The 17,348-nt window shown below is 55.2% G+C and carries 24 protein-coding genes and 1 tRNA gene; 18 read left to right on the top strand and 7 right to left on the bottom strand.

Features of this window, described 5'->3' with window-relative positions:
- The first annotated feature begins 44 nt into the window (after positions 1–44).
- Positions 45–593: a nicotinamidase gene (locus tag ACZ5AM_RS07790; protein ID WP_464916069.1), complete on the top strand. Its 549-nt coding sequence runs from the start codon at positions 45–47 to the stop codon at positions 591–593.
- Here ACZ5AM_RS07790 and ACZ5AM_RS07785 read toward each other — a convergent pair.
- Positions 590–1,582, bottom strand: a complete 993-nt coding sequence (locus ACZ5AM_RS07785) for an AI-2E family transporter (RefSeq protein ID WP_464914441.1) — start codon at positions 1,580–1,582, stop codon at positions 590–592. The two genes, ACZ5AM_RS07790 and ACZ5AM_RS07785, sit on opposite strands and share 4 nt — an antisense overlap.
- A 58-nt stretch (positions 1,583–1,640) precedes the next feature.
- Here ACZ5AM_RS07785 and ACZ5AM_RS07780 point away from each other — a divergent pair, with 58 nt between their 5' ends.
- Positions 1,641–1,934 carry a hypothetical protein gene (locus ACZ5AM_RS07780; RefSeq protein WP_464914440.1) on the top strand — a complete coding sequence of 98 codons (294 nt, stop codon included), beginning with the start codon at positions 1,641–1,643 and terminating at the stop codon, positions 1,932–1,934.
- 11 nt (positions 1,935–1,945) lie between these two features.
- Here the strand turns inward: ACZ5AM_RS07780 and ACZ5AM_RS07775 are convergent, their stop codons facing one another.
- Positions 1,946–2,395, bottom strand: coding sequence for a hypothetical protein (locus ACZ5AM_RS07775; RefSeq protein WP_464914439.1), 450 nt, complete (start codon positions 2,393–2,395; stop codon positions 1,946–1,948).
- A 225-nt stretch (positions 2,396–2,620) separates the two neighbouring features.
- On the opposite strand from ACZ5AM_RS07775, the gene ACZ5AM_RS07770 reads away from it, so the two are divergent.
- Complete coding sequence (locus tag ACZ5AM_RS07770; RefSeq protein WP_464914438.1) at positions 2,621–3,304, top strand: DUF4152 family protein; 684 nt, start codon at positions 2,621–2,623, stop codon at positions 3,302–3,304.
- A 6-nt stretch (positions 3,305–3,310) separates the two neighbouring features.
- Here the strand turns inward: ACZ5AM_RS07770 and iorA are convergent, their stop codons facing one another.
- The gene (gene iorA / locus ACZ5AM_RS07765) at positions 3,311–5,221 is read right to left on the bottom strand and encodes an indolepyruvate ferredoxin oxidoreductase subunit alpha (RefSeq protein ID WP_464916068.1); all 1,911 of its coding nucleotides are present in this window, start codon (positions 5,219–5,221) and stop codon (positions 3,311–3,313) included.
- 88 nt (positions 5,222–5,309) lie between these two features.
- The gene (locus ACZ5AM_RS07760) at positions 5,310–5,564 is read right to left on the bottom strand and encodes a hypothetical protein (RefSeq protein WP_464914437.1); all 255 of its coding nucleotides are present in this window, start codon (positions 5,562–5,564) and stop codon (positions 5,310–5,312) included.
- 92 nt (positions 5,565–5,656) lie between these two features.
- On the opposite strand from ACZ5AM_RS07760, the gene ACZ5AM_RS07755 reads away from it, so the two are divergent.
- From ACZ5AM_RS07755 to ACZ5AM_RS07720, 8 genes are all read left to right on the top strand, one after another.
- Positions 5,657–5,944: a hypothetical protein gene (locus ACZ5AM_RS07755; RefSeq protein WP_464914436.1), complete on the top strand. Its 288-nt coding sequence runs from the start codon at positions 5,657–5,659 to the stop codon at positions 5,942–5,944.
- A 9-nt stretch (positions 5,945–5,953) separates the two neighbouring features.
- Positions 5,954–6,292, top strand: coding sequence for a hypothetical protein (locus ACZ5AM_RS07750; RefSeq protein WP_464914435.1), 339 nt, complete (start codon positions 5,954–5,956; stop codon positions 6,290–6,292).
- Between the two features lie 109 nt (positions 6,293–6,401).
- Positions 6,402–6,785 (top strand): DUF2178 domain-containing protein, encoded by a 384-nt coding sequence (locus tag ACZ5AM_RS07745; protein ID WP_464914434.1) that lies wholly within the window; start codon positions 6,402–6,404, stop codon positions 6,783–6,785.
- Positions 6,786–7,400: a DUF2178 domain-containing protein gene (locus tag ACZ5AM_RS07740; RefSeq protein ID WP_464914433.1), complete on the top strand. Its 615-nt coding sequence runs from the start codon at positions 6,786–6,788 to the stop codon at positions 7,398–7,400. It abuts the gene before it with no gap.
- Positions 7,401–7,700 (top strand): DUF2178 domain-containing protein, encoded by a 300-nt coding sequence (locus tag ACZ5AM_RS07735; RefSeq protein WP_464914432.1) that lies wholly within the window; start codon positions 7,401–7,403, stop codon positions 7,698–7,700.
- 9 nt (positions 7,701–7,709) lie between these two features.
- Positions 7,710–7,922, top strand: coding sequence for a helix-turn-helix transcriptional regulator (locus ACZ5AM_RS07730; RefSeq protein WP_464914431.1), 213 nt, complete (start codon positions 7,710–7,712; stop codon positions 7,920–7,922).
- A 101-nt stretch (positions 7,923–8,023) separates the two neighbouring features.
- Positions 8,024–8,782 carry an ABC transporter ATP-binding protein gene (locus ACZ5AM_RS07725; protein WP_464914430.1) on the top strand — a complete coding sequence of 253 codons (759 nt, stop codon included), beginning with the start codon at positions 8,024–8,026 and terminating at the stop codon, positions 8,780–8,782.
- Entirely contained in the window at positions 8,779–10,050 is a 1,272-nt protein-coding gene (locus ACZ5AM_RS07720) for an ABC transporter permease (RefSeq protein ID WP_464914429.1), read from the top strand. Before ACZ5AM_RS07725 ends, ACZ5AM_RS07720 begins: the two co-directional genes overlap by 4 nt.
- A gap of 107 nt (positions 10,051–10,157) precedes the next feature.
- Here ACZ5AM_RS07720 and ACZ5AM_RS07715 read toward each other — a convergent pair.
- Positions 10,158–10,232 (bottom strand) — tRNA-Met (locus ACZ5AM_RS07715).
- Between the two features lie 92 nt (positions 10,233–10,324).
- Between ACZ5AM_RS07715 and ACZ5AM_RS07710 the strand changes: the two genes are divergently transcribed.
- The 5 genes from ACZ5AM_RS07710 to ACZ5AM_RS07690 all read left to right on the top strand — a co-directional run bounded on the left by ACZ5AM_RS07710 (position 10,325) and on the right by ACZ5AM_RS07690 (position 13,777).
- On the top strand, positions 10,325–11,485 hold the full coding sequence (locus tag ACZ5AM_RS07710; protein WP_464914428.1) for an aconitase X catalytic domain-containing protein: 1,161 nt from the start codon (positions 10,325–10,327) through the stop codon (positions 11,483–11,485).
- Positions 11,486–11,494: 9 nt separating this feature from the next.
- The gene (locus tag ACZ5AM_RS07705; protein ID WP_464914427.1) at positions 11,495–11,887 is read left to right on the top strand and encodes a DUF126 domain-containing protein; all 393 of its coding nucleotides are present in this window, start codon (positions 11,495–11,497) and stop codon (positions 11,885–11,887) included.
- Between the two features lie 88 nt (positions 11,888–11,975).
- The gene (locus tag ACZ5AM_RS07700) at positions 11,976–12,197 is read left to right on the top strand and encodes a hypothetical protein (RefSeq protein ID WP_464914426.1); all 222 of its coding nucleotides are present in this window, start codon (positions 11,976–11,978) and stop codon (positions 12,195–12,197) included.
- 6 nt (positions 12,198–12,203) lie between these two features.
- A complete protein-coding gene (locus ACZ5AM_RS07695) occupies positions 12,204–12,482 on the top strand; it encodes a type II toxin-antitoxin system RelE family toxin (protein WP_464914425.1) in 279 nt (92 codons plus the stop codon).
- A 56-nt stretch (positions 12,483–12,538) separates the two neighbouring features.
- Positions 12,539–13,777 (top strand): rubrerythrin-like domain-containing protein, encoded by a 1,239-nt coding sequence (locus ACZ5AM_RS07690; protein WP_464916067.1) that lies wholly within the window; start codon positions 12,539–12,541, stop codon positions 13,775–13,777.
- On the opposite strand, the gene ACZ5AM_RS07685 is transcribed toward ACZ5AM_RS07690, so the two are convergent.
- Positions 13,765–14,331 carry a hypothetical protein gene (locus ACZ5AM_RS07685; protein ID WP_464914424.1) on the bottom strand — a complete coding sequence of 189 codons (567 nt, stop codon included), beginning with the start codon at positions 14,329–14,331 and terminating at the stop codon, positions 13,765–13,767. The genes ACZ5AM_RS07690 and ACZ5AM_RS07685 overlap by 13 nt on opposite strands.
- Before the next feature lie 283 nt (positions 14,332–14,614).
- Here ACZ5AM_RS07685 and ACZ5AM_RS07680 point away from each other — a divergent pair, with 283 nt between their 5' ends.
- On the top strand, positions 14,615–14,809 hold the full coding sequence (locus ACZ5AM_RS07680) for a class III signal peptide-containing protein (RefSeq protein ID WP_464914423.1): 195 nt from the start codon (positions 14,615–14,617) through the stop codon (positions 14,807–14,809).
- A 65-nt stretch (positions 14,810–14,874) separates the two neighbouring features.
- Positions 14,875–15,072 carry a hypothetical protein gene (locus tag ACZ5AM_RS07675; RefSeq protein ID WP_464914422.1) on the top strand — a complete coding sequence of 66 codons (198 nt, stop codon included), beginning with the start codon at positions 14,875–14,877 and terminating at the stop codon, positions 15,070–15,072.
- Here ACZ5AM_RS07675 and ACZ5AM_RS07670 read toward each other — a convergent pair.
- Positions 15,049–17,256 carry a glycosyltransferase family 39 protein gene (locus tag ACZ5AM_RS07670; protein WP_464914421.1) on the bottom strand — a complete coding sequence of 736 codons (2,208 nt, stop codon included), beginning with the start codon at positions 17,254–17,256 and terminating at the stop codon, positions 15,049–15,051. The two genes, ACZ5AM_RS07675 and ACZ5AM_RS07670, sit on opposite strands and share 24 nt — an antisense overlap.
- Between the last annotated feature and the right edge of the window lie 92 nt (positions 17,257–17,348).

Raw genomic sequence — 17,348 nt, 5'->3', positions numbered from 1 at the left:
AAAAGCTAATAGGCTTCTACCGGAACTATTTTCTGGTGGGGGTTATGGAGGAGGCTCTTATAGTTGTCGACATGCAGAGGGATTTCATGCCCGGAGGAGCCCTTCCCGTTCCGGAGGGAGGGGAGATAATTCCCGTTGTAAACGAGTGCATCAAGAAGTTCCAGGGAAGGGGAGCCCTCATCGTCGCGACGCGGGACTGGCATCCTGAGAACCACATCAGCTTCAGGGAGCGGGGCGGACCCTGGCCAAAGCACTGCGTTCAGAACACCCCCGGGGCGGAGTTCGTGGTCGAACTCCCGGAGGATGCTGTGATAATCTCCAAGGCAACTGAGCCCGACAAGGAGGCCTACTCCGGCTTCGAGGGAACGGACCTCGCAGAAATCCTGAGGAAGAACGGCGTGAAGAGGGTCTACGTCTGCGGCGTGGCGACGGAGTACTGCGTGAGGGCAACCGCCCTAGACGCGGTCAAACTGGGCTTTGAGACTTTCCTGATCAAAGACGCCGTTAAGGGCATAACCCCAGAGGGGGAGAGAAAGGCCCTTGAGGAGATGGAGAAAGAAGGCGTCAGGTTAGTCGAGTGCGGTTCCCTTTAACTACCGTGGACTTTTTTCCACTCCTTCAGGAGAACCAGGGCGACGCTGAGTATCACCGGGCCCAGAATCAGGCCCTTTAGGCCGAAGGCCCACGTCCCGCCCAGCATCCCGATGAACACGAGGGTCTCATCTAGGTCTGCATCCTTGGCCACGAGCATCGGCCTTATTGTGTAATCTGGGAGCGGAGAAACCAGGACCGCACCGTAGATCGAGATGCCAACGGCCCCGAGAACAGAACCCGCTTGATAGAGGTAGATCGCACCCGCCACCCAGAGCATCCAGCCCTCCAGGAGAGGAACGAAGCTGAAGATGAACGTAAGGAATCCTGCTATGGCGGCCGTGTAGAGGTCACCGACTCCAAAGAGCACGTATCCAAAGGCCATCAGAAGGCTCTTTGCTATGTTCAGGAGAAGCCACGCCCTCACGAGGGCGTTGAGGGTCTTGTCCGTGTTGGAGAGGATCTCCCCTATAAGCTCCCTCTGCTCCCCGGGCACGAGCGAGAGTACGAAGGGCCTCAGGTGTTCCCCGTAGACCAGGGTGTAATAGAACGTGAAGAGGAAGACCACCATCTGGAGGGCGTAGCCGGGGACGGAGAAGGTGAATGATGACACGTACTCGGCAAGTTTCGGCGTTATCTGGGACTTAAACCCCACAACGAAGCTCTGAAGGGTGGGGGAGAGGGGAAGTGAGGTCAGCCACGTGAAGGCGTCTTGGACGCTGACGTAGAAGCTCCTCACGAGCTTCAGCGAGATGAGGGTCAAGAAAGCCAACAACCCGCTCCCGGCCCCTATCATGAGGGTTGTCAAGAGCAGGGCCGAGGCCTCGGGGGAGTACCGCCTTTTTAATCTGCTGTGAACGGGGTAGACGATGTAGGCGAGAAGGACACCAAAGAACAGAGGGGTGATTAGGGGACTGATCGTCTTCCACGAGAGGTAGATGACCAGCAGGCTGACGGCGCTCCAGAGGAGCACCTCGATTTTCCCGTTCATGATACCCCATAGTGGTATTCCCCTACGGTTATAAAGGTTAACGCTGAGAACTGGGGTGATGGGGATGGAGGAGGTCATTGCTTCGCTTATAACGCGGGCCGAGGAACTCCTCTCAAAGGGGAAGGAACTGGATGCACTGGAGGTCGCGGTAAGTGCGTACGCCTACAGAGAGTCGGGGGTTCTAATGCCCCCGGCCGAGGCCCTGGGCTACCTGAAGTCCCGTTTTCCCGGTGAGGAACTGGTCTCCAGGGCGGAGACCATCATAAAGAGGTCGGAGGAAGAGGGGGACATCAGGGGAACCGTGGAGATTTTGCTAGCGATCCTTCGGGATGATGACTTTGCCGAGTTCTGAGCTGTGATGATTCAGACCGGCTGACCGAGGTTAAGCTCCATCGAAGCCTCGGTTTCGTTTTTTCCCTTTTCAAAGCTGGAAGCTTCCACAGCGCTTCTGATGGAATCCTCTAGCTCTCTCGCACCTTTTAAGATCACCCCAACGATCCCCGAAATCATGCTGTATGCACCGTGGGGCTTTATCAGGATGTAAAGGTCGTCCCCCTCGGAAAAAGCCGAGACCATTCTGGCGTCTGCAACTATCCTCACCGCCCTTTCGCCGCCCCTCCCCCATATGGTGTACACCTCCAGAAAGCCCTCAGAGTAGAATATGGAAACGTACTCCGCCCGTTTTCTGGGGCTGAGGAAGTGGATCTTCCCCTCGTGTTCAACGAAAACGTAACCCCTGGCCGAGCCAATGTAAAAGGCCCCTGAGAGGCTGTCCAGGTAGTGGCCCAGAATATCATGAGACCCGTCATCCATCGAGATCACTGGGTGTGATAAGGCTCCTTGGAATATGGGTAATTGGTCGTTACCCCTTTAGAGGCCGTTTCATAGGTGGTTTCCACTCGACGTTCGAGCGGACGAAACCCTTTTTAAGTCCCGGGGGTGTAGTACGGCTTCGGGGATCGTCTTGAACGTCTATCCGGCTCAACTTGAAAGCCATTTTGGAGACCTTGCACGAATACATCGGCGGGAGGATGGGCGATGAGAATAGTCGCGGCCGACACCGGTGGGGCACTGCTGGACGAGGTGTACAATCCGGTTGGGCTTATAGCAACGGCCGCAGTGCTGGTTGAGAAGCCCTACAGGACAGCGACGCTGAGCAGGGTGAAGTACGCGGACCCCTTCAACTACGACATGAGTGGAAGGCAAGCCGTCAAGGACGAGGCGTTCTTGGCCGTTGAGCTCGCGAGGGAGGTTAAGCCCGACGTGGTTCACCTCGACTCGACGATAGGTGGGATAGAGGTCAGGAAGCTGGACGAACCTACCATCGATGCTCTCACGATAACCGACCGCGGAAAGGAAGTGTGGAAGGACCTCGCGAAGGATTTACAGCCCCTGGCAAAGAAGTTCTGGGAGGAAACCGGAATCGAGATCATAGCGATAGGCAAGTGGAGCGTTCCGGTGAGGGTAGCCGAGATATACTCCGGCATCTACACCGCCAAATGGGCTATTGACTACGCGAGGAAGAACGGGAGGGCTAGGGTTGGCCTTCCGAGATACATGAGCGTTGAAATCCGCCTCGGGAAAATCTACGGTGAGAGCCTCGACCCGCGCGAGGGCGGTCTCTTCGGGGAGATTGAGGCTGAAACGGAGGGAATCGGCTGGGAGCTCTACCCAAACCCGCTCGTGAGGAGGTACATGGTCTTGGAAGTGTGGAGGGAGTGAAGGGGATTAACTCCCCTCCAGCTCGCTCGGGAACTTTATGGCATCGAACGGGCACGTCTGGTTGCAGACGCCGCAGCCGGTGCAGAGCAGCTCGTCTATCTTTACCTTGTTCGTCTCAGGGTCGTAGACGAGGGCGGGACAGCCGGTCAGGAGTATGCACGCCTTGCAGCCGGTGCACTTGTCCTCGACGACTATCGGCTTCTCCCCTATCTCGCCGCGCCTTATGACCGGTATGACGCACTCCTGCTTGGCTATTATGACTGCAGGCCCCTCAATCTGCATAGCCTCCTTGATGGCTTCCCTGGTCGCCTTGAGGTCGTAGGGGTCAACGGTCTTTACGTACTTGACACCGAGCGCTTTAACCAGAGCCTCGATGTCTATCTCGTTGAACTTCCTGCCGGTTTCGCTTCCGCCGGTTCCCGGGTGCGGCTGGTGGCCGGTCATGGCGGTGGTCCTGTTGTCGAGTATCATAACCAGAACGTTCAGGTTCTTGTAGACGGCATCAACCAGCGGCTGGATTCCGTTGTGGAAGAAGGTCGAATCGCCTATGGTCGCTATTATCTTCTTGTCCATGACGACGCTCTGGCCGTTTGCCAAGCTGATGCTCGCGCCCATGACGTACTCCGTCCATATCGCCTCGAGCGGCGGGAGCAGCGATAACGCGTAGCAGCCTATGTCGCCGTGTATCGGGACGGAGTAGCGCCCGAGCTTGAGGTCTCTCAGTGCGTCCAGAGCGGCGCGGTAACTTCCCCTGTGCGGACAGCCGGGGCACATCACCGGTGGTCTCTTTGGAGCCAAGCTCTCGGCGTAGGCAACCTCCTCCGGCTTGGTGTACTCCTCCCTTTCCTCACCGATGAACCCGAGCAGGGCGTTTCTCACGAGGCTCGGCGTCAGCTCTCCCTCGAGCGGCAGGTGGCCTGTTCTCTTGCCGTAAATCGGGACGCTTAAGCCGGCCTCGTAGGCCGCTATCTTGACCTCCTCCTCGAGGAACGGGGCACCGTCCTCGATCACTATCGCGTAATCCACGCTCTTCAGGAAGTCAACGACGAGCTTCCTCGGAAGCGGGTGGGGCGTTGAGAGCTTGAGAACCTTGAAGTCCGCGTTGATCTTCGGCAGAATCTCCCTCACGTAGTTGTAGGGCGCGCCCTCGACAATTATTCCGATTTTAGCATCCTCCTTACCCTCGACCCAGTTGAAGGGCATCGAGTTGAACTCCTCCTCGATTTTAGCGAGAGTCTCGTTGAGCCACTTGTGGCGCTTCCTGTTGCCCTCCATGCTGGCCCTAACGTAGCGCTCGATGTCCTTTTTGAAGACTGGCTTCCTGTCGAGCTCGATGAACTCGCCGACCTCCACATCGGCCGTCGTGTGGTTAACCCTCGTGGTCGTGCGGAAGATGATCGGAACCTTATAGCGCTCGCTCAGCTCATAGGCGTACTTTATGAGGTCGTGGGCCTCCTGGGGATCCGCTGGCTCGAGAACTGGCAGAAGGGAGATTTTGCCGTAATACCTGTCGTCCTGCTCGGTCTGGCTGGTATGTGGCCCAGGGTCGTCGGCAACGAGAATAACCAGTCCACCCTCGACACCCGAGTAAGCCAAACTCATAAGCGGGTCGGCGGCAACGTTCAGGCCGACGCACTTCATCGTGACGAGCGCCCTCAGCCCAGTGTAGGCAACGCCGGCAGCTTCCTCCAGAGCAACCTTCTCGTTGGGCGCCCACTCAGCGAAGACTTCAGGCTTAAGGCGGGCTATGGTCTCTATGACCTCCGTTGAAGGCGTTCCTGGATAACCTGTTGCAAAAACGACACCGCTCTCAAGGGCGCCGTAGGCTATGGCCTCGTTGCCCATGAGGAGCTTCCTCTCGCGCCTTTCCTTTTTCACCTCGGCCGAATCAGAAGGGTAAGCCTTAACCGCTTCCACGATGATCACCTTCAGAATGTGGGTCGGAGAGTATAAAACTTGTGGCTCGGAAAGGCTGGGGGAAAGGTGAAAGATATTCGGAAAAGCTTCAGCGTTTCTTTCCGTAGTTGGGGTCGTAGAAGTATTTTCCGTGCGCCTCCGCCTGGGCGTCCAGGATCCTGCGCTGGACGATGAAGGCGTAGATCACGTAGCCGAGTATGACGACCGCCGCTATGGCCCCCAGGAACTTGAACATGGCGTACACCCAGAGGCCCAGAAAGGCGAAGAACCCCACCAGAATCAGGGCGAAGAGGCCGAGCAGTATTTTGTAACCGTACCTCTCCATGAAGAGGGAGAAGTCCATGGGATCACCCGGTATTGTTTAGGGCCGCGCAAATTATAAGCTTTTGGGAGGGCAAGGTTATAAGGAGGGGCTCCAACCGTTGTCGATGAGCTATGAAGATCGCAGAGTTGTTGGGGCTAATCGATGAGACCATAGCGGAGCTGAAGGTGGCGATCGTCGCGAACCAGAGCCGGGCTTTTGAAACCCCATACACCAGTCTTGAGTTCACCCAGAGGGCCATTGAACTGCAGGAGGATCTCGACGACCTCATGGCGTTGAGGGAGAGGCTCTCCGCCATTGATCCCGAAGAGGAAGCTGAGAAGTACTTCCCGGCGGAGGAGATCGAAAGGCTGAAAAAGCTGCTCGAGCTCCTGAGAACGAGCAGGAGCCACCTTTACTGAGGTGTTGGCATGAGGTTCGGGGAGCTCACGGTAACCTCCATCGTGCTGGTCGTACAGGGGATCCTCGCCCTTTACGCGGCCATAAAATACCCCTGGGTGTACCTGCCCTTCGCTGTGCTCGACTTCGCCCTCGCCTACGGAACCTACGCAAAAAAGAAGGCCGCGGTCAAGGTGGCGCTGGTGTACCTGGGCATCGACCTGTCCCTAGCGATATTCTACCTCATGGCCGGTGTTCTCCTGAAGGGGGTCGTTGCCTTCCTCGACTTCCTGGCGATCCACGACATGGTGTCGTACATAGAGGCCGTCGCGGGGGAGGACACTGAGGAAACCAGCGACGTTTCTGTTTAATTGTTTCCCTCTGCAATTCTTTAATTGTGGTTTTATGTTTTTATGGTGGCAAGGCTTATAAGGATGTAAAGGAAGCTTTACGTAAAGGAAACTTTACATGGTGGGGGAAATGGGAAGAAAGTTTGTCTTGGTGCCGGCCCTTTTGGCGGTCCTGGCTCTGGGGTGGGTAGTAGGCTGGGCGGTTAGCTCGGAAAAGGGCGAAATTTCCATTGTGGCCTTCGCGCTGGTGACCATCTTTGTAAACAGGTACTTCGCTTACCTTGAGGGGAGAGGTTTTATCCTCAAGGATGAGAGATCGCTGAGGATAAACGAGGTCGCCTCCAGAAGAACGCTCCAAGTGACCACGATAACCTTGGCGGTCGTGATGCTACTTCTATCTGGTAGAACCTCAGAGCCAGAGGTTCGGGGAGCCTTCATCGCCGTTAGCCTGACGCTGGCTTGGATGGGACTCCTTCACCTTCTACTCAGACACTACTACGCGAGGGTGATGTGAATGGAGCGCCTGAAGCGTGGAGTCCTCTCGTTCATCCTCCTGTCCGTTGTGACCTATGCTGCATATCTCGTATGGCTCTACAGGGAGAGCGGGGGAAGCATGGTCGTGAGCTATGAGATGCCGAAGTGGACGTTTCCTCTTGTCGCTGGCGTGCTGATTTTCGCCCTCTCCTTTGGCGGAGGTTTAGCTGGGCTCGCGCTCACGAACCCAGATCTGTCAAAGGAGAAAGCCGGTGTTCTGCAGCTGTTTTTGATATCCCTCCTCCTCGGCGTCGCATCAACCATCACAGCCTTCTGGATGACCGGTTTTCTGTCCCTACTGCCCACTCTGGTTCTCTTAACCGTAACACTCACCCCGATAGTGCTCGTGGCGAGGACAAAACGTGAAAAGCTCACGCCCAGCGTTCCGGTAACGGATGAGAGGGAGAGACTGATAGACATAAAGAGCAGGGCCCTGGCTGGTGATATCCTGATGAGCGCGGTGGCAATACTCCTGCTACTCTCCACTTTCAATAAATCTTGGAAGCCAGATCCCCAGGGCCTCTTCCTGTATCTTATGATCCTCTGGGCGGTCTTGTGGTTCGCCGCGAGGGTTTATTATGGGTGGGTGATGTAAATGGGCTGGATGGCTCTCGTGACACTCGTTGCCGGCTTTTTCGGCGGTGCCCTAGGCTACCTGCTCACGAGGGGAGTTGTGAAGAACGTCGGGGTCCCCATGGACGAGAGGGGCAACGAGATAGCCAAGCTAGCAGCATCGAGAACGCTGGAGGTTGTCCTGCTTGCGGTCGTGCTGGCCCTTTACTACAGCCTCTCCGTTGCTAGAGAGGAGCTCTGCACGGCAATCTTCTCAGGTCTCCTGGCCCTGATATTCTTAGGGAACCTCGCGCTCAGGTTTTATTACTCAAGGAAGATGTGAGGTGTCGCAATGAAGAACCGCCTTCGCGAGCTGAGGGAGAGGGAAGGTCTTACGCAAGAAGAGCTTGCAAAAGCCTTAGGCGTCACGAGGCAGACGATAATAGCCATCGAGAAGGGCCGCTACGACCCCTCGCTGAGGCTCGCCTTCAGGATGGCAAGGTTTTTCAAAGTCAGGATTGAAGACATATTCATATATGAGGGTGAGAACGATGGGGATCGATGAGGGAGTGGAGGGTTCAGTTCTTTACTCTGTGGACATTTTGTCCTCGATGGGTTGCTCTCGCCACGGCAGGCCCGTTGTCTCCGGGACGGGGGGTAGGGAAAATGCGAGCTGTTAAAGTCGAGAACCTTGAAAAGGACTACGGCAGGGTCAAAGCCTTAAAGGGGATAAGCTTCGAGATAAAGGAAGGGGAGATATTCGGGCTCATCGGGCCGAACGGCGCCGGAAAGAGCACCACGCTCAAGATACTGGCAACTCTCTTAAGACCGACCGGAGGCAAAGCTGAGGTCTTCGGCCACGACGTCGTGGAGGATGCCGAGGAGGTAAGGGGGATCATAAGCTACCTGCCCGAGGAGGCCGGGGCCTACAAGAACCTCACGGGGATGGAGTACCTCCGCTTCATGGCCAGGCTCTATGCCAAGGACGAGAAAAAAGCAGGGGAAATGGTAAAGCTGGGGGTTGAGATTTCTGGTCTCGGGGAAAGGCTAGGCGACAAGGTGTCGACGTACTCCAAGGGCATGACGAGAAAGCTTTTGCTGGCCAGGGCCCTGATGGTCCTTCCGAAGCTGGCGATTCTGGACGAACCGGCCAGCGGGCTTGACATAGTAAACGCCTACACGATCAGGAAGACCATAAAGCGCTTTGCGGAGGAGAAGGGAGTTACGTTCCTGGTTTCGAGCCACAATATGCTCGAGGTAGAGTTCCTCTGCGATCGCGTGGCTCTGATAAACGAGGGGAGGATCGTCGAGAGCGGGACTCCCAGGGAGCTGAAGGAGAAATACCGGGCAGAAAATCTTGAGGAGGTCTTCATGAAGGCTGTGGGCTTTGAGGCCGACGAACCGGTTGGGGGCGAGGGCTCATGAGCGACTTTTGGGTTCTGGCTAGGAAGGAGATAACCAACCTCATGAGGGATAAAAAGCTGCTCTTCGGCCTTATCATAGTGCCCCTGCTCATCTACCCATCCATGGGGAAGCTGATGCAGGTCGGCATTGAGAAGGCCCAGGGGCAGACGCAGGTGGTCATAGTCAACTTCGACGAGGGAAGGTACGGCGAGGTGCTCATAAACGCCCTGAACGCCACGCCCAACGTCACCGTGACCTTTATCAACGCCACTTCCCTTTCCGACGCCCTCCGTATTGCCTACGAGGAAAAGCGGAACGTCCTCGTCCTGATACCCAGGAACTTCAGCGAGAGTATAGACTCGAACAGGGCCGCAACCGTCAACGTCTACGGGATATTCCGTTCGGTTGGGACGGGTATGAAGGAGAGCGTCAGCGAGTCGAGGATAAACGCGGTCGTGGACGTTCTATCGAGGGAGATAGCAAAGCTGAAGCTGAAGGGCATGAACGTCACGAACCCCGATGCGGTTCTTCAGCCGGTCCGCACTAGGAGCTTCTCTTACATCAACAACAGGCTCGTCAACGTTTCCCCGTCAATAGTCTCGGCCGTGCTCTCCTCCCAGTCCGTAAGCCTGCCGCTGATAATATTCCTCATGGTGACGATAACTGCGCAGATGGCAGCGGGGGCGGTGGCGGCTGAGAAGGAGAACAAGACCCTCGAAACGCTCCTCACGCTGCCCGTTAAGAGAACGACTATAGTCGCCTCAAAGATCTCTGGAACTGCGGTGATGGGGCTCATAGCGGCCCTCGCCTACATGATAGGCCTCAGGAGCTACCTCGGTTCGTTCTCGACCAACACTGGAATAAGCCTGAGCGGCCTGGGCCTGGGGATAACGCCAACTGGCAGCCTGCTCTTCGCCCTCATAGTCTTCCTGACCATAGTCTTCTCCCTGAGCCTCGCGATGATCCTTGCGGTATTTGCTGAAGACGTCCAGAGCGCCAACACTGTCGTCAGCTCCGTCATCCTGCCCCTGGCGTTCCCGGCGTTCATACTGATGTTCGTTGACGTTGCGGAACTGCCCCACGCGATCCAGTACGGTCTCATGGCGATTCCCTTCACCCACCCGATAGTGGCCTACCGCTACGCGCTCTCCGGAAACTACAGCCCCATGCTCCTCAGTACCCTCTACCTTTCGATCCTGTCGGGAGTAACGCTCTACCTGGCGGCCAGGATTTTCTCCAGCGAGAAGATACTGACCGCGAAGCTAAGCTGGGGGAAGAGGAGACGGTGAGGTTTTGTTTTTATTCTTAATTCTTGCAGAACAGCCTGTTCAGTTATTCCAGCCTACTGTAACAAGAATAAGGAATTTTGAGAGAAAACAGAACAAAACGCCCGAAATAGCGGGGGGAGGATTTGAACCTCCGACCTCCGGGTTATGAGCCCGGCGGGCACTCCTAGCTGCCCCACCCCGCTGCTCGACCCGGTTCTTAGTGTCCTGGTGAGGTTTATAAATTTTTCGGGGTGGCTTTTATATGCTCCCGCTTCAATTTTCCACAGGTGATGGAATGTACTTGACGAAGGAGGAGGAGCTCATCCTCGCCGGCGAATACGGCTACGCCCTCCAGAAGGCGATGGAAATACTCGTTGCCCTCGGGGAGATCTACGGAGCGGATAGGCTTATACCGGTCAAAAGCGCCCAGGTAGCGGGCGTTTCTTACAAGAACATAGGGGAAGCGGGGCTTGAGTTCTTGCGCGACTTTGTAAACGCCGGGGCAAAGGTTTCCGTCTACACGACCCTCAACCCGGCGGGAATAGGCGACGACGAGTTCATGGAGAAGCAGAGGGAAGTGCTGGAACTTTACAGGGCGATGGGTATAGAGGTGACCTCGACCTGCACCCCCTACTACGGAGCCAACCTGCCAAAGTTCGGCGACCACGTAGCCTGGAGCGAGAGTTCAGCGGTCGTCTTCGCCAACTCGGTGATAGGTGCGAGAACCAACAGGGAGGGCGGTCCCTCAAGCTTGGCAGCGGCGATAGTCGGCAAAACCCCGAACTACGGCCTGCACCTAGACGAGAACAGGAGGGCAACTGTAATCGTTGACGTCCAGGCTAAGGTCAGAACCTTCGTAGACTACGCGGCTCTGGGTTACCACCTCGGCAGGACCTTGGGAAACGACGTGCCCTACCTGCGTGGGATAAAGCCAGAGAAAACCGAGTTCCTGAAGGAGATGGGCGCGGCGATGGCGGCCAGCGGCTCGATAGCGCTCTACCACGTCGAGGGGGAGACGCCCGAGTACAGGGAAGCGATAGCTGATAAACTCGAAACGATAACCGTTGAGAAAGGCGACATCAAAGCCGTTAGGGAGCAGTTCAGCGACGACTGGAGCGAGATCGATATGATCCTGATAGGTTGCCCCCACGCCTCGTTGCAGGAGGTAAAGGAGGTAGCGGAACTCCTCAGGATGCGCGGTAGGCCCCTGAAGGTGCCGCTCTTCATAACTGCCAGCAGAGCAGTTAAAGCCCTCGCGGACGCGCTCGGCTACACAGACACAATCGAGCGCTACAACGGGAGGATCATAGCTGATTCCTGCTTCGTCGTCTCGCCTATAAAGGGGTGGTACAGCGGCATAGCCACCAACAGCGGGAAGTCCGCTTTCTACTTCCGCTCCTTTGGGTTCAACGTCAGGTTGGACGACGCCGAGAACCTCATCAAGGAGGCCCCGTGAGGTGGGAGAATGAAGCTTAAGGGGAGAAAGATAGTCGGCGGGAAGGCCGAGGGAGAGCTCATCGTTTCCCAGAAGCCACTCTCCTTCCTCGGCGGCGTTGACCCTGAGACGGGCATAGTTACCGATGCAGAGAGCGATATACGCGGGGAGAGCATAGCCGGAAGGATATTGGCTTTTCCTAGAGGTAAGGGCTCGACCGTTGGCTCCTACGTAATCTACGCCCTCAAGAAGAACGGAAAGGCGCCGAAGGCGATAATAGTGGGCGAAGCCGAGACCATAGTCGCGACCGGGGCGATAATATCGGGCATCCCGATGGTCGATGGGATAGACGTTTCGAAGCTGAGGAGCGGGGCTAAGGTTAAGGTGGACGCGGACAGGGGAGAAGTTGAGGTCGAGGAGTGACCTGCCTTCTTTTTCACTCCATCCACTTAACCACGGCGGGATTCGCAAACCTTTTGAGGTTGGTGGCGTAGCGATTCTAGGTGGTATTGTGAGCGAGAGCGTTCAGGTCATCATAAACCGCATTGAGAGGATCGAGAAGGAACTGGAAGAGCTAAAGCTTGAACTTCTAAAGCTCAAGGCGGAAAGGGACGAGGCAGAGGTAATTCCGGAAAACGAGTACCAGGAACTCAAGAAAAAGGCCGAGGATCTAAAGAAGAACCCCCCTAAGGGGCTAAGGGCAGACGAAGCCATTCGGGAGCTCTTAGGGTGAGAGGACTTGTACGACGTTATCGTGGACAGGAACGTAGTTAAAAAGGCCAAGAAATACCTGAAACCAGCCCAGCGCAGAAAACTTGCCGGGTTCATAGATGCCCTGAAGACCAACCCATACCCAAAGCCCCCATATGATCTAAGACCCGTACGGGGAGAGAAGACTGAGAAGACCAACACCTATCGCCTCAGAATCGGTGATTACCGCGTGTTCTACACGGTGTACTGGGATGAGAAGGTGATAGTTGTAACGGACATCAAGCCAAGGGAAACCGCGTACAAGTGAAATGCATACACGAGTAACTTTTTAACCCCCCGATCCTTTTCACTTTGGGAGAGAAGATGCCGAGGGGAATCTACGAGTGCGTCAACTGCGGCCATAGGGAAGTCGTTACCTCAAGCGAGCCCCTCCTTGAGGGCGCCTGCCCAAGATGCGGCGGCGACATGGTTCTGGTTGGGTTCAGCGTTGAGGCGGGGGTGGCTCAGCCCCAAGGGGGTGCTGGAGAGGACGTTGAGTCCCTGATCGGAAGGTTTTACCGTGCGGAGTTCGTGGAGCGGAGGGGAGACGTTCTCGTCTTCAGGGTTGTTGAGATCCATGAGAAAAACTTCGAGGTCGTTCTCCGCGAGCTTGAGGGCTTCGGCTACTGGGCGGCCCTGAAGAGAGCCGGAAACGAGGTTCTTCTCTACGTTTTCCCGGCTGGGGAGGTGAAGCCAGACAACCCCAAGATCGGCATAGCCCTCTTCGTGCTCACACTCCTGTCGACGCTCTGGGCCGGCTACATGCTGGCACTGAGCTACATAGCTACGCTGGATGAGTTCGGCATTCCCGGCTACAAGAACCCCTACGTTATCGCCCTCGCCTTCTCCCTCAGCGTTCTAGCCATCCTCGGAACCCACGAGATGGGCCACAAGATAGCCGCAACACTCCACAACGTTAAGGCGACGTTCCCCTACTTCATACCCTTCCCCAACCTGCTCGGAACCCTGGGGGCAGTGATAAGGGTGAAGTCCCCGGTTCCGACGAGAAACGCGGCCATAGACCTCGGCGTCAGTGGGCCCCTGGCCGGGATCCTAGTTGCTATTCCCGTCACGGCGATAGGCCTGAGGCTCTCGGTTGTCGTGCCCAGCTCAATGGTGCCGCAGACGGGAAAGGGCCTGTACATGGGGACGAACCTATTCTTTGGCGTTCTGGAAAAGCTCGTCCTCGGCATCGGCTCTGGGGAGGGCTACACGGTTTTCCTCCATCCGGTGGCGATAGCCGGGTGGGTCGGCATACTCGTGACCTTCCTGAACCTCATCCCAGCGGCACAGCTGGACGGGGGGCACATAGCTAGGGCCTTCATGGGTGAGAAGGCACACCGGTACTTCACCTTCGCGATAGCCCTCGGCCTTCTGCTCATGAGCTACCTCTGGAGCGGGTGGCTGATCTGGGGGCTTCTGGTCCTGTTCATCGGGAGCGCCGGTAACCCGGGTGCTCTGGATGAGGTTTCCCCTGTTTCAACCGGCAGAAAACTGCTGGCCATACTGGCCGTTCTGATATTCGTACTCTGCGCAACGCCGGTCCCGCTCTACGTCAAGTGATCCCCTTCCTTTTTCTTCTCCTCCAAGATCCTCTGGATGTCGTAGTAGATGGTGTCCCTCGAAACCCCGAAGACCCTGGCCAGCTCCGATATGTTCAGAACCTTGGGGTTGTAGTCAAAGAGAGAAAGAACGTGGGCCAGGAGCCTCCTTCTGTCTGCGGTTTCGGTAAGGGGGCCGTGGCTCTTTGGGGGGACGTTGTAGACGGCTACGCCGACGGCGTAGGTCCTCCTGGTGACCGGCGTTGTATAGGTTCCAACCTTGAAGGAAACTACCTCCGCCCCCTCAATGACGGGGTTGATCTTCTCAAGAACCCTCTGGATCGCCGCCTCCCTGTGCCTGCCCGTGGAGTACTCGGCTACAACCCCTCCGCCGGGCTTGGAGGGATCTACCAGGAGGATAGCCGAGAGGTGCATGAAGGCACCGAACGTAAGGTTAAGCTCCGCCGATTTTATGTAACAGCCAGAAGCGGGGAGAGATTCCTTTAGCTTCCTCCTGAAATCTTTTATGCAGTCTTCAACGCTGGCGGACTCGCAGGAAACGTGGATCAGTCCCATAGCGCTTCCTCACACTTTCTTCATCAAAAAATATATAAACCTTGTCCGACGAGCATACCTAAGTGGTGGTAAAATAAGTTCCAGGGGCGGCTTTGAATCGGGATTGTATAGAATACGACCCTCTTAGTGTTAGTTTGTGGTTTCCCCAATACCTTTACAGAGAGGTTAATGAAAACTACAGCATCCTCATTTTTGACGGGAAATTCGACAAAATTAGGGAGAAAGGTATTTAAGGTGGGGAACTGACAAAGGATATGAAGAACCCACACGGAGGTGGTTGGAAATGAAGAGGAAGGCCCAGGGTGCAATCGAGTACCTGTTTATGATTGCAGCGGCTCTCATCATCGTCGCAGTGGTCATTAGGTACCTCCGGGCAACCGGAAGTACTGCCGGTAGCCAGGCCAACAAGACGGTTTCAGGCATTGGGAGCCAGATATCGAGTGCTATAAGCAGTGAAGTATCTAACGCGGGTACCTGAAATAGATAGCTCTTTTTCAATGTATCCGTTCGATTTTTAATATATTTATCTGTGTGGTGATCCAAATGAAACACCGGGCTCAAGGTAGCACCGAGTACTTGTTCCTTCTGGGAATAACTATTGTTGTAATACTCGTTGTGGTTGGATACATCGCAACGTTCTCGCACAGCATGGCAAACACCACTGCAGAGATGCACGACCAAAATATAGGAAGTGTGATGGATAAAATCCAAAACATCTCAAGTGAGGAGATGTCCGGCTAAACTCAAGATCACCGTTTTTCCGTGCACCTCAACTTTTTTATCGTCCACCTGTTTTACGTCTCTGGCACCTTCTATGAAGACGGAAAAACCCGGGGCTAGGATCGTTGTTCCTCCATCGGCCACATTGCCGAGGTTGTCCAAGAGAACAACGTCCTTTTTGAATTCTAGCACTACTCCAGTATCCTCGGTAAAGTTTAATGTTATCATATCACCAGCAACCCTTAAGGTATATGCCACGCTCCCGTTCTCTGACCACTGTCTCACGATGTATGACCCATTCTCCAGGAGTAGTTGGGTTCTCAAGTTGAACTCAGTGCCGTTGCTCACCACGTAGAGGTGGGCAACATCGGTGCCGTTTGTGAGCAACATTACCTTCCCGCGGTGGCTCGTGACGCTGATGTTGTGGTGGGTATCTCTACTCAGCCTGTACAGTTCCATGACCTCTCCTTTCTTGTAAGACTCGGCGAATTCCAGAACAAAGTGTTTTCTGACCTTCTCGATTAGGGAACCGTAGTTCCGTTTTAAGAGGGCATCGTTGTCCTTTATAGCGTACATCCACGTGCTGAAAATGATGTGGGAAACATTCTCGTCAAAGAGTTCGTCTAGGAGATAAGTTGAGTTAAGGTGGGCGAGGTAGAATATACCGAAGTTGTCCAGCGTGTAGGGGGGCACTTTGAGCCCGAGATAGTAGGTGTTCATGGGGTTAACAGAGTAGTAGGCATCATCCTTGAGGCCATTTGTCAGAATGTATTCTCCGAGATCATCCCGGAGTTCCTTCGAGTGAACCGCCCACCCGATTTTTAGCCTGCCCGATGGGTAATTTGCAACGATCCCGTAGTCCACAACCCCCAGAAGCACTATTGCCACGACTGCCAGCGATAGGGCCTTTCTCCGTTCTATTTCAATACCAAAGACCGCATCGAGGACCAGAAGGTAAACTACGAGGGCCAGAGGGTACAAAAAGCGCATGTTGGGAAGAACCGGTGCCACAAAGAAATATACCAAAATGTTCATCAGGGTCAGGTTCTTTAATGAGGCTCTGAATCTAACCTTCGCCCTTGTGGAAACAAACAGGTACCCCAGCAACAGGAACAACATGGGTGCGTAGGGGTACAGGAATTCCGGTTTTCTTACCTCCAGTGACGTTAGGATGTCGTTAATCAGGGTGAAAATGTTTATCATAGGTGGATACCTGTTACCTTGGGCGAGGTACGTCTGGTTGAGGTAGTCCGGGCTGACGAGAATCCCCAGGGGCACCTCTATAACGAGCTTTCCAATTATGACAGCGAGCCCGAGTTTGAGCGCGGTTTTCCAGTCCTTGAAAATCAGCATGAGGGTGCGGAAGATCTTGTGGACGTAGCTAGCCTTGAAAACGTAGATAGTCAAGACCCCCCAGATGATCAGCAGGAGGGCCACCGCAAACTTCTGCCCCACGATCGTTATCTTCGAAATCCCCGGCACGATAACCAGCAGTCTGGTGAGATCCGTTGGGTACAGCATCACGGCCGAGATTGAGATCAAAGTCATCGCAACGTACGTCATGAGGATGACCGTACCCTGCTTTCTGTTTAGCACGACGTTTGCCATGTCCGTCAGGTACCCCCAGAGCTCCCTCTTGCGCGAGAACAGAATGGTCACGTAGAGGGCCAGGAGATACGGCAGTATCGTGAACTTCGAAGTGCTCCCTATGCCCGCAATAAATAGGGATGCGTACGCGTACCATGGGTTCTCCGTTTTAAAATATCTGACGAAGTAGTACATTGAGAGGAGGGTGAACAGCTCTATGGACGTCTCGTGGTACACCACGGTGTTCATATGGACCATAAGGGGATCCAAGACTAGCAATCCGCTGAAGGCAACCCCTAGCTTCCAGTCCCTGAGCTCCCTACCAATCAGGTACGCGATGAGAATTGACAACGCCCCCACAACCACCGAAAGGGACCTCGCCACGATGTAGTTGTCCCCAAAGACCCTGAGCCACAGGGCCAGCAGGTAGTAGTAGAGGGGAGGGTGCACCGCGTAGATATCGCGGTAGGGCAACACCCCGTGGTTTATAAACCGGGCGATCATGAGGTAGGTACCTTCATCGTAGTCCATGTATTCGTCCATTGGAATCAGTAATGGAAGTCTGATTACTAGGTAGAGCAAAAGGAGGAGCATAACGCTTAAATCCTGCTTTTTCATGGAATCCTACCCTCCTCGAATTCGATATACCTCACACCTAGGGCCTCTCCGGGATCAAGCTCGACATCAATCGTTAAAAAGTTGAGTTCCCC

This window comes from Thermococcus fumicolans (genome assembly GCF_055386755.1).
This window is presented reverse-complemented; position numbering and strand designations above follow the sequence as displayed.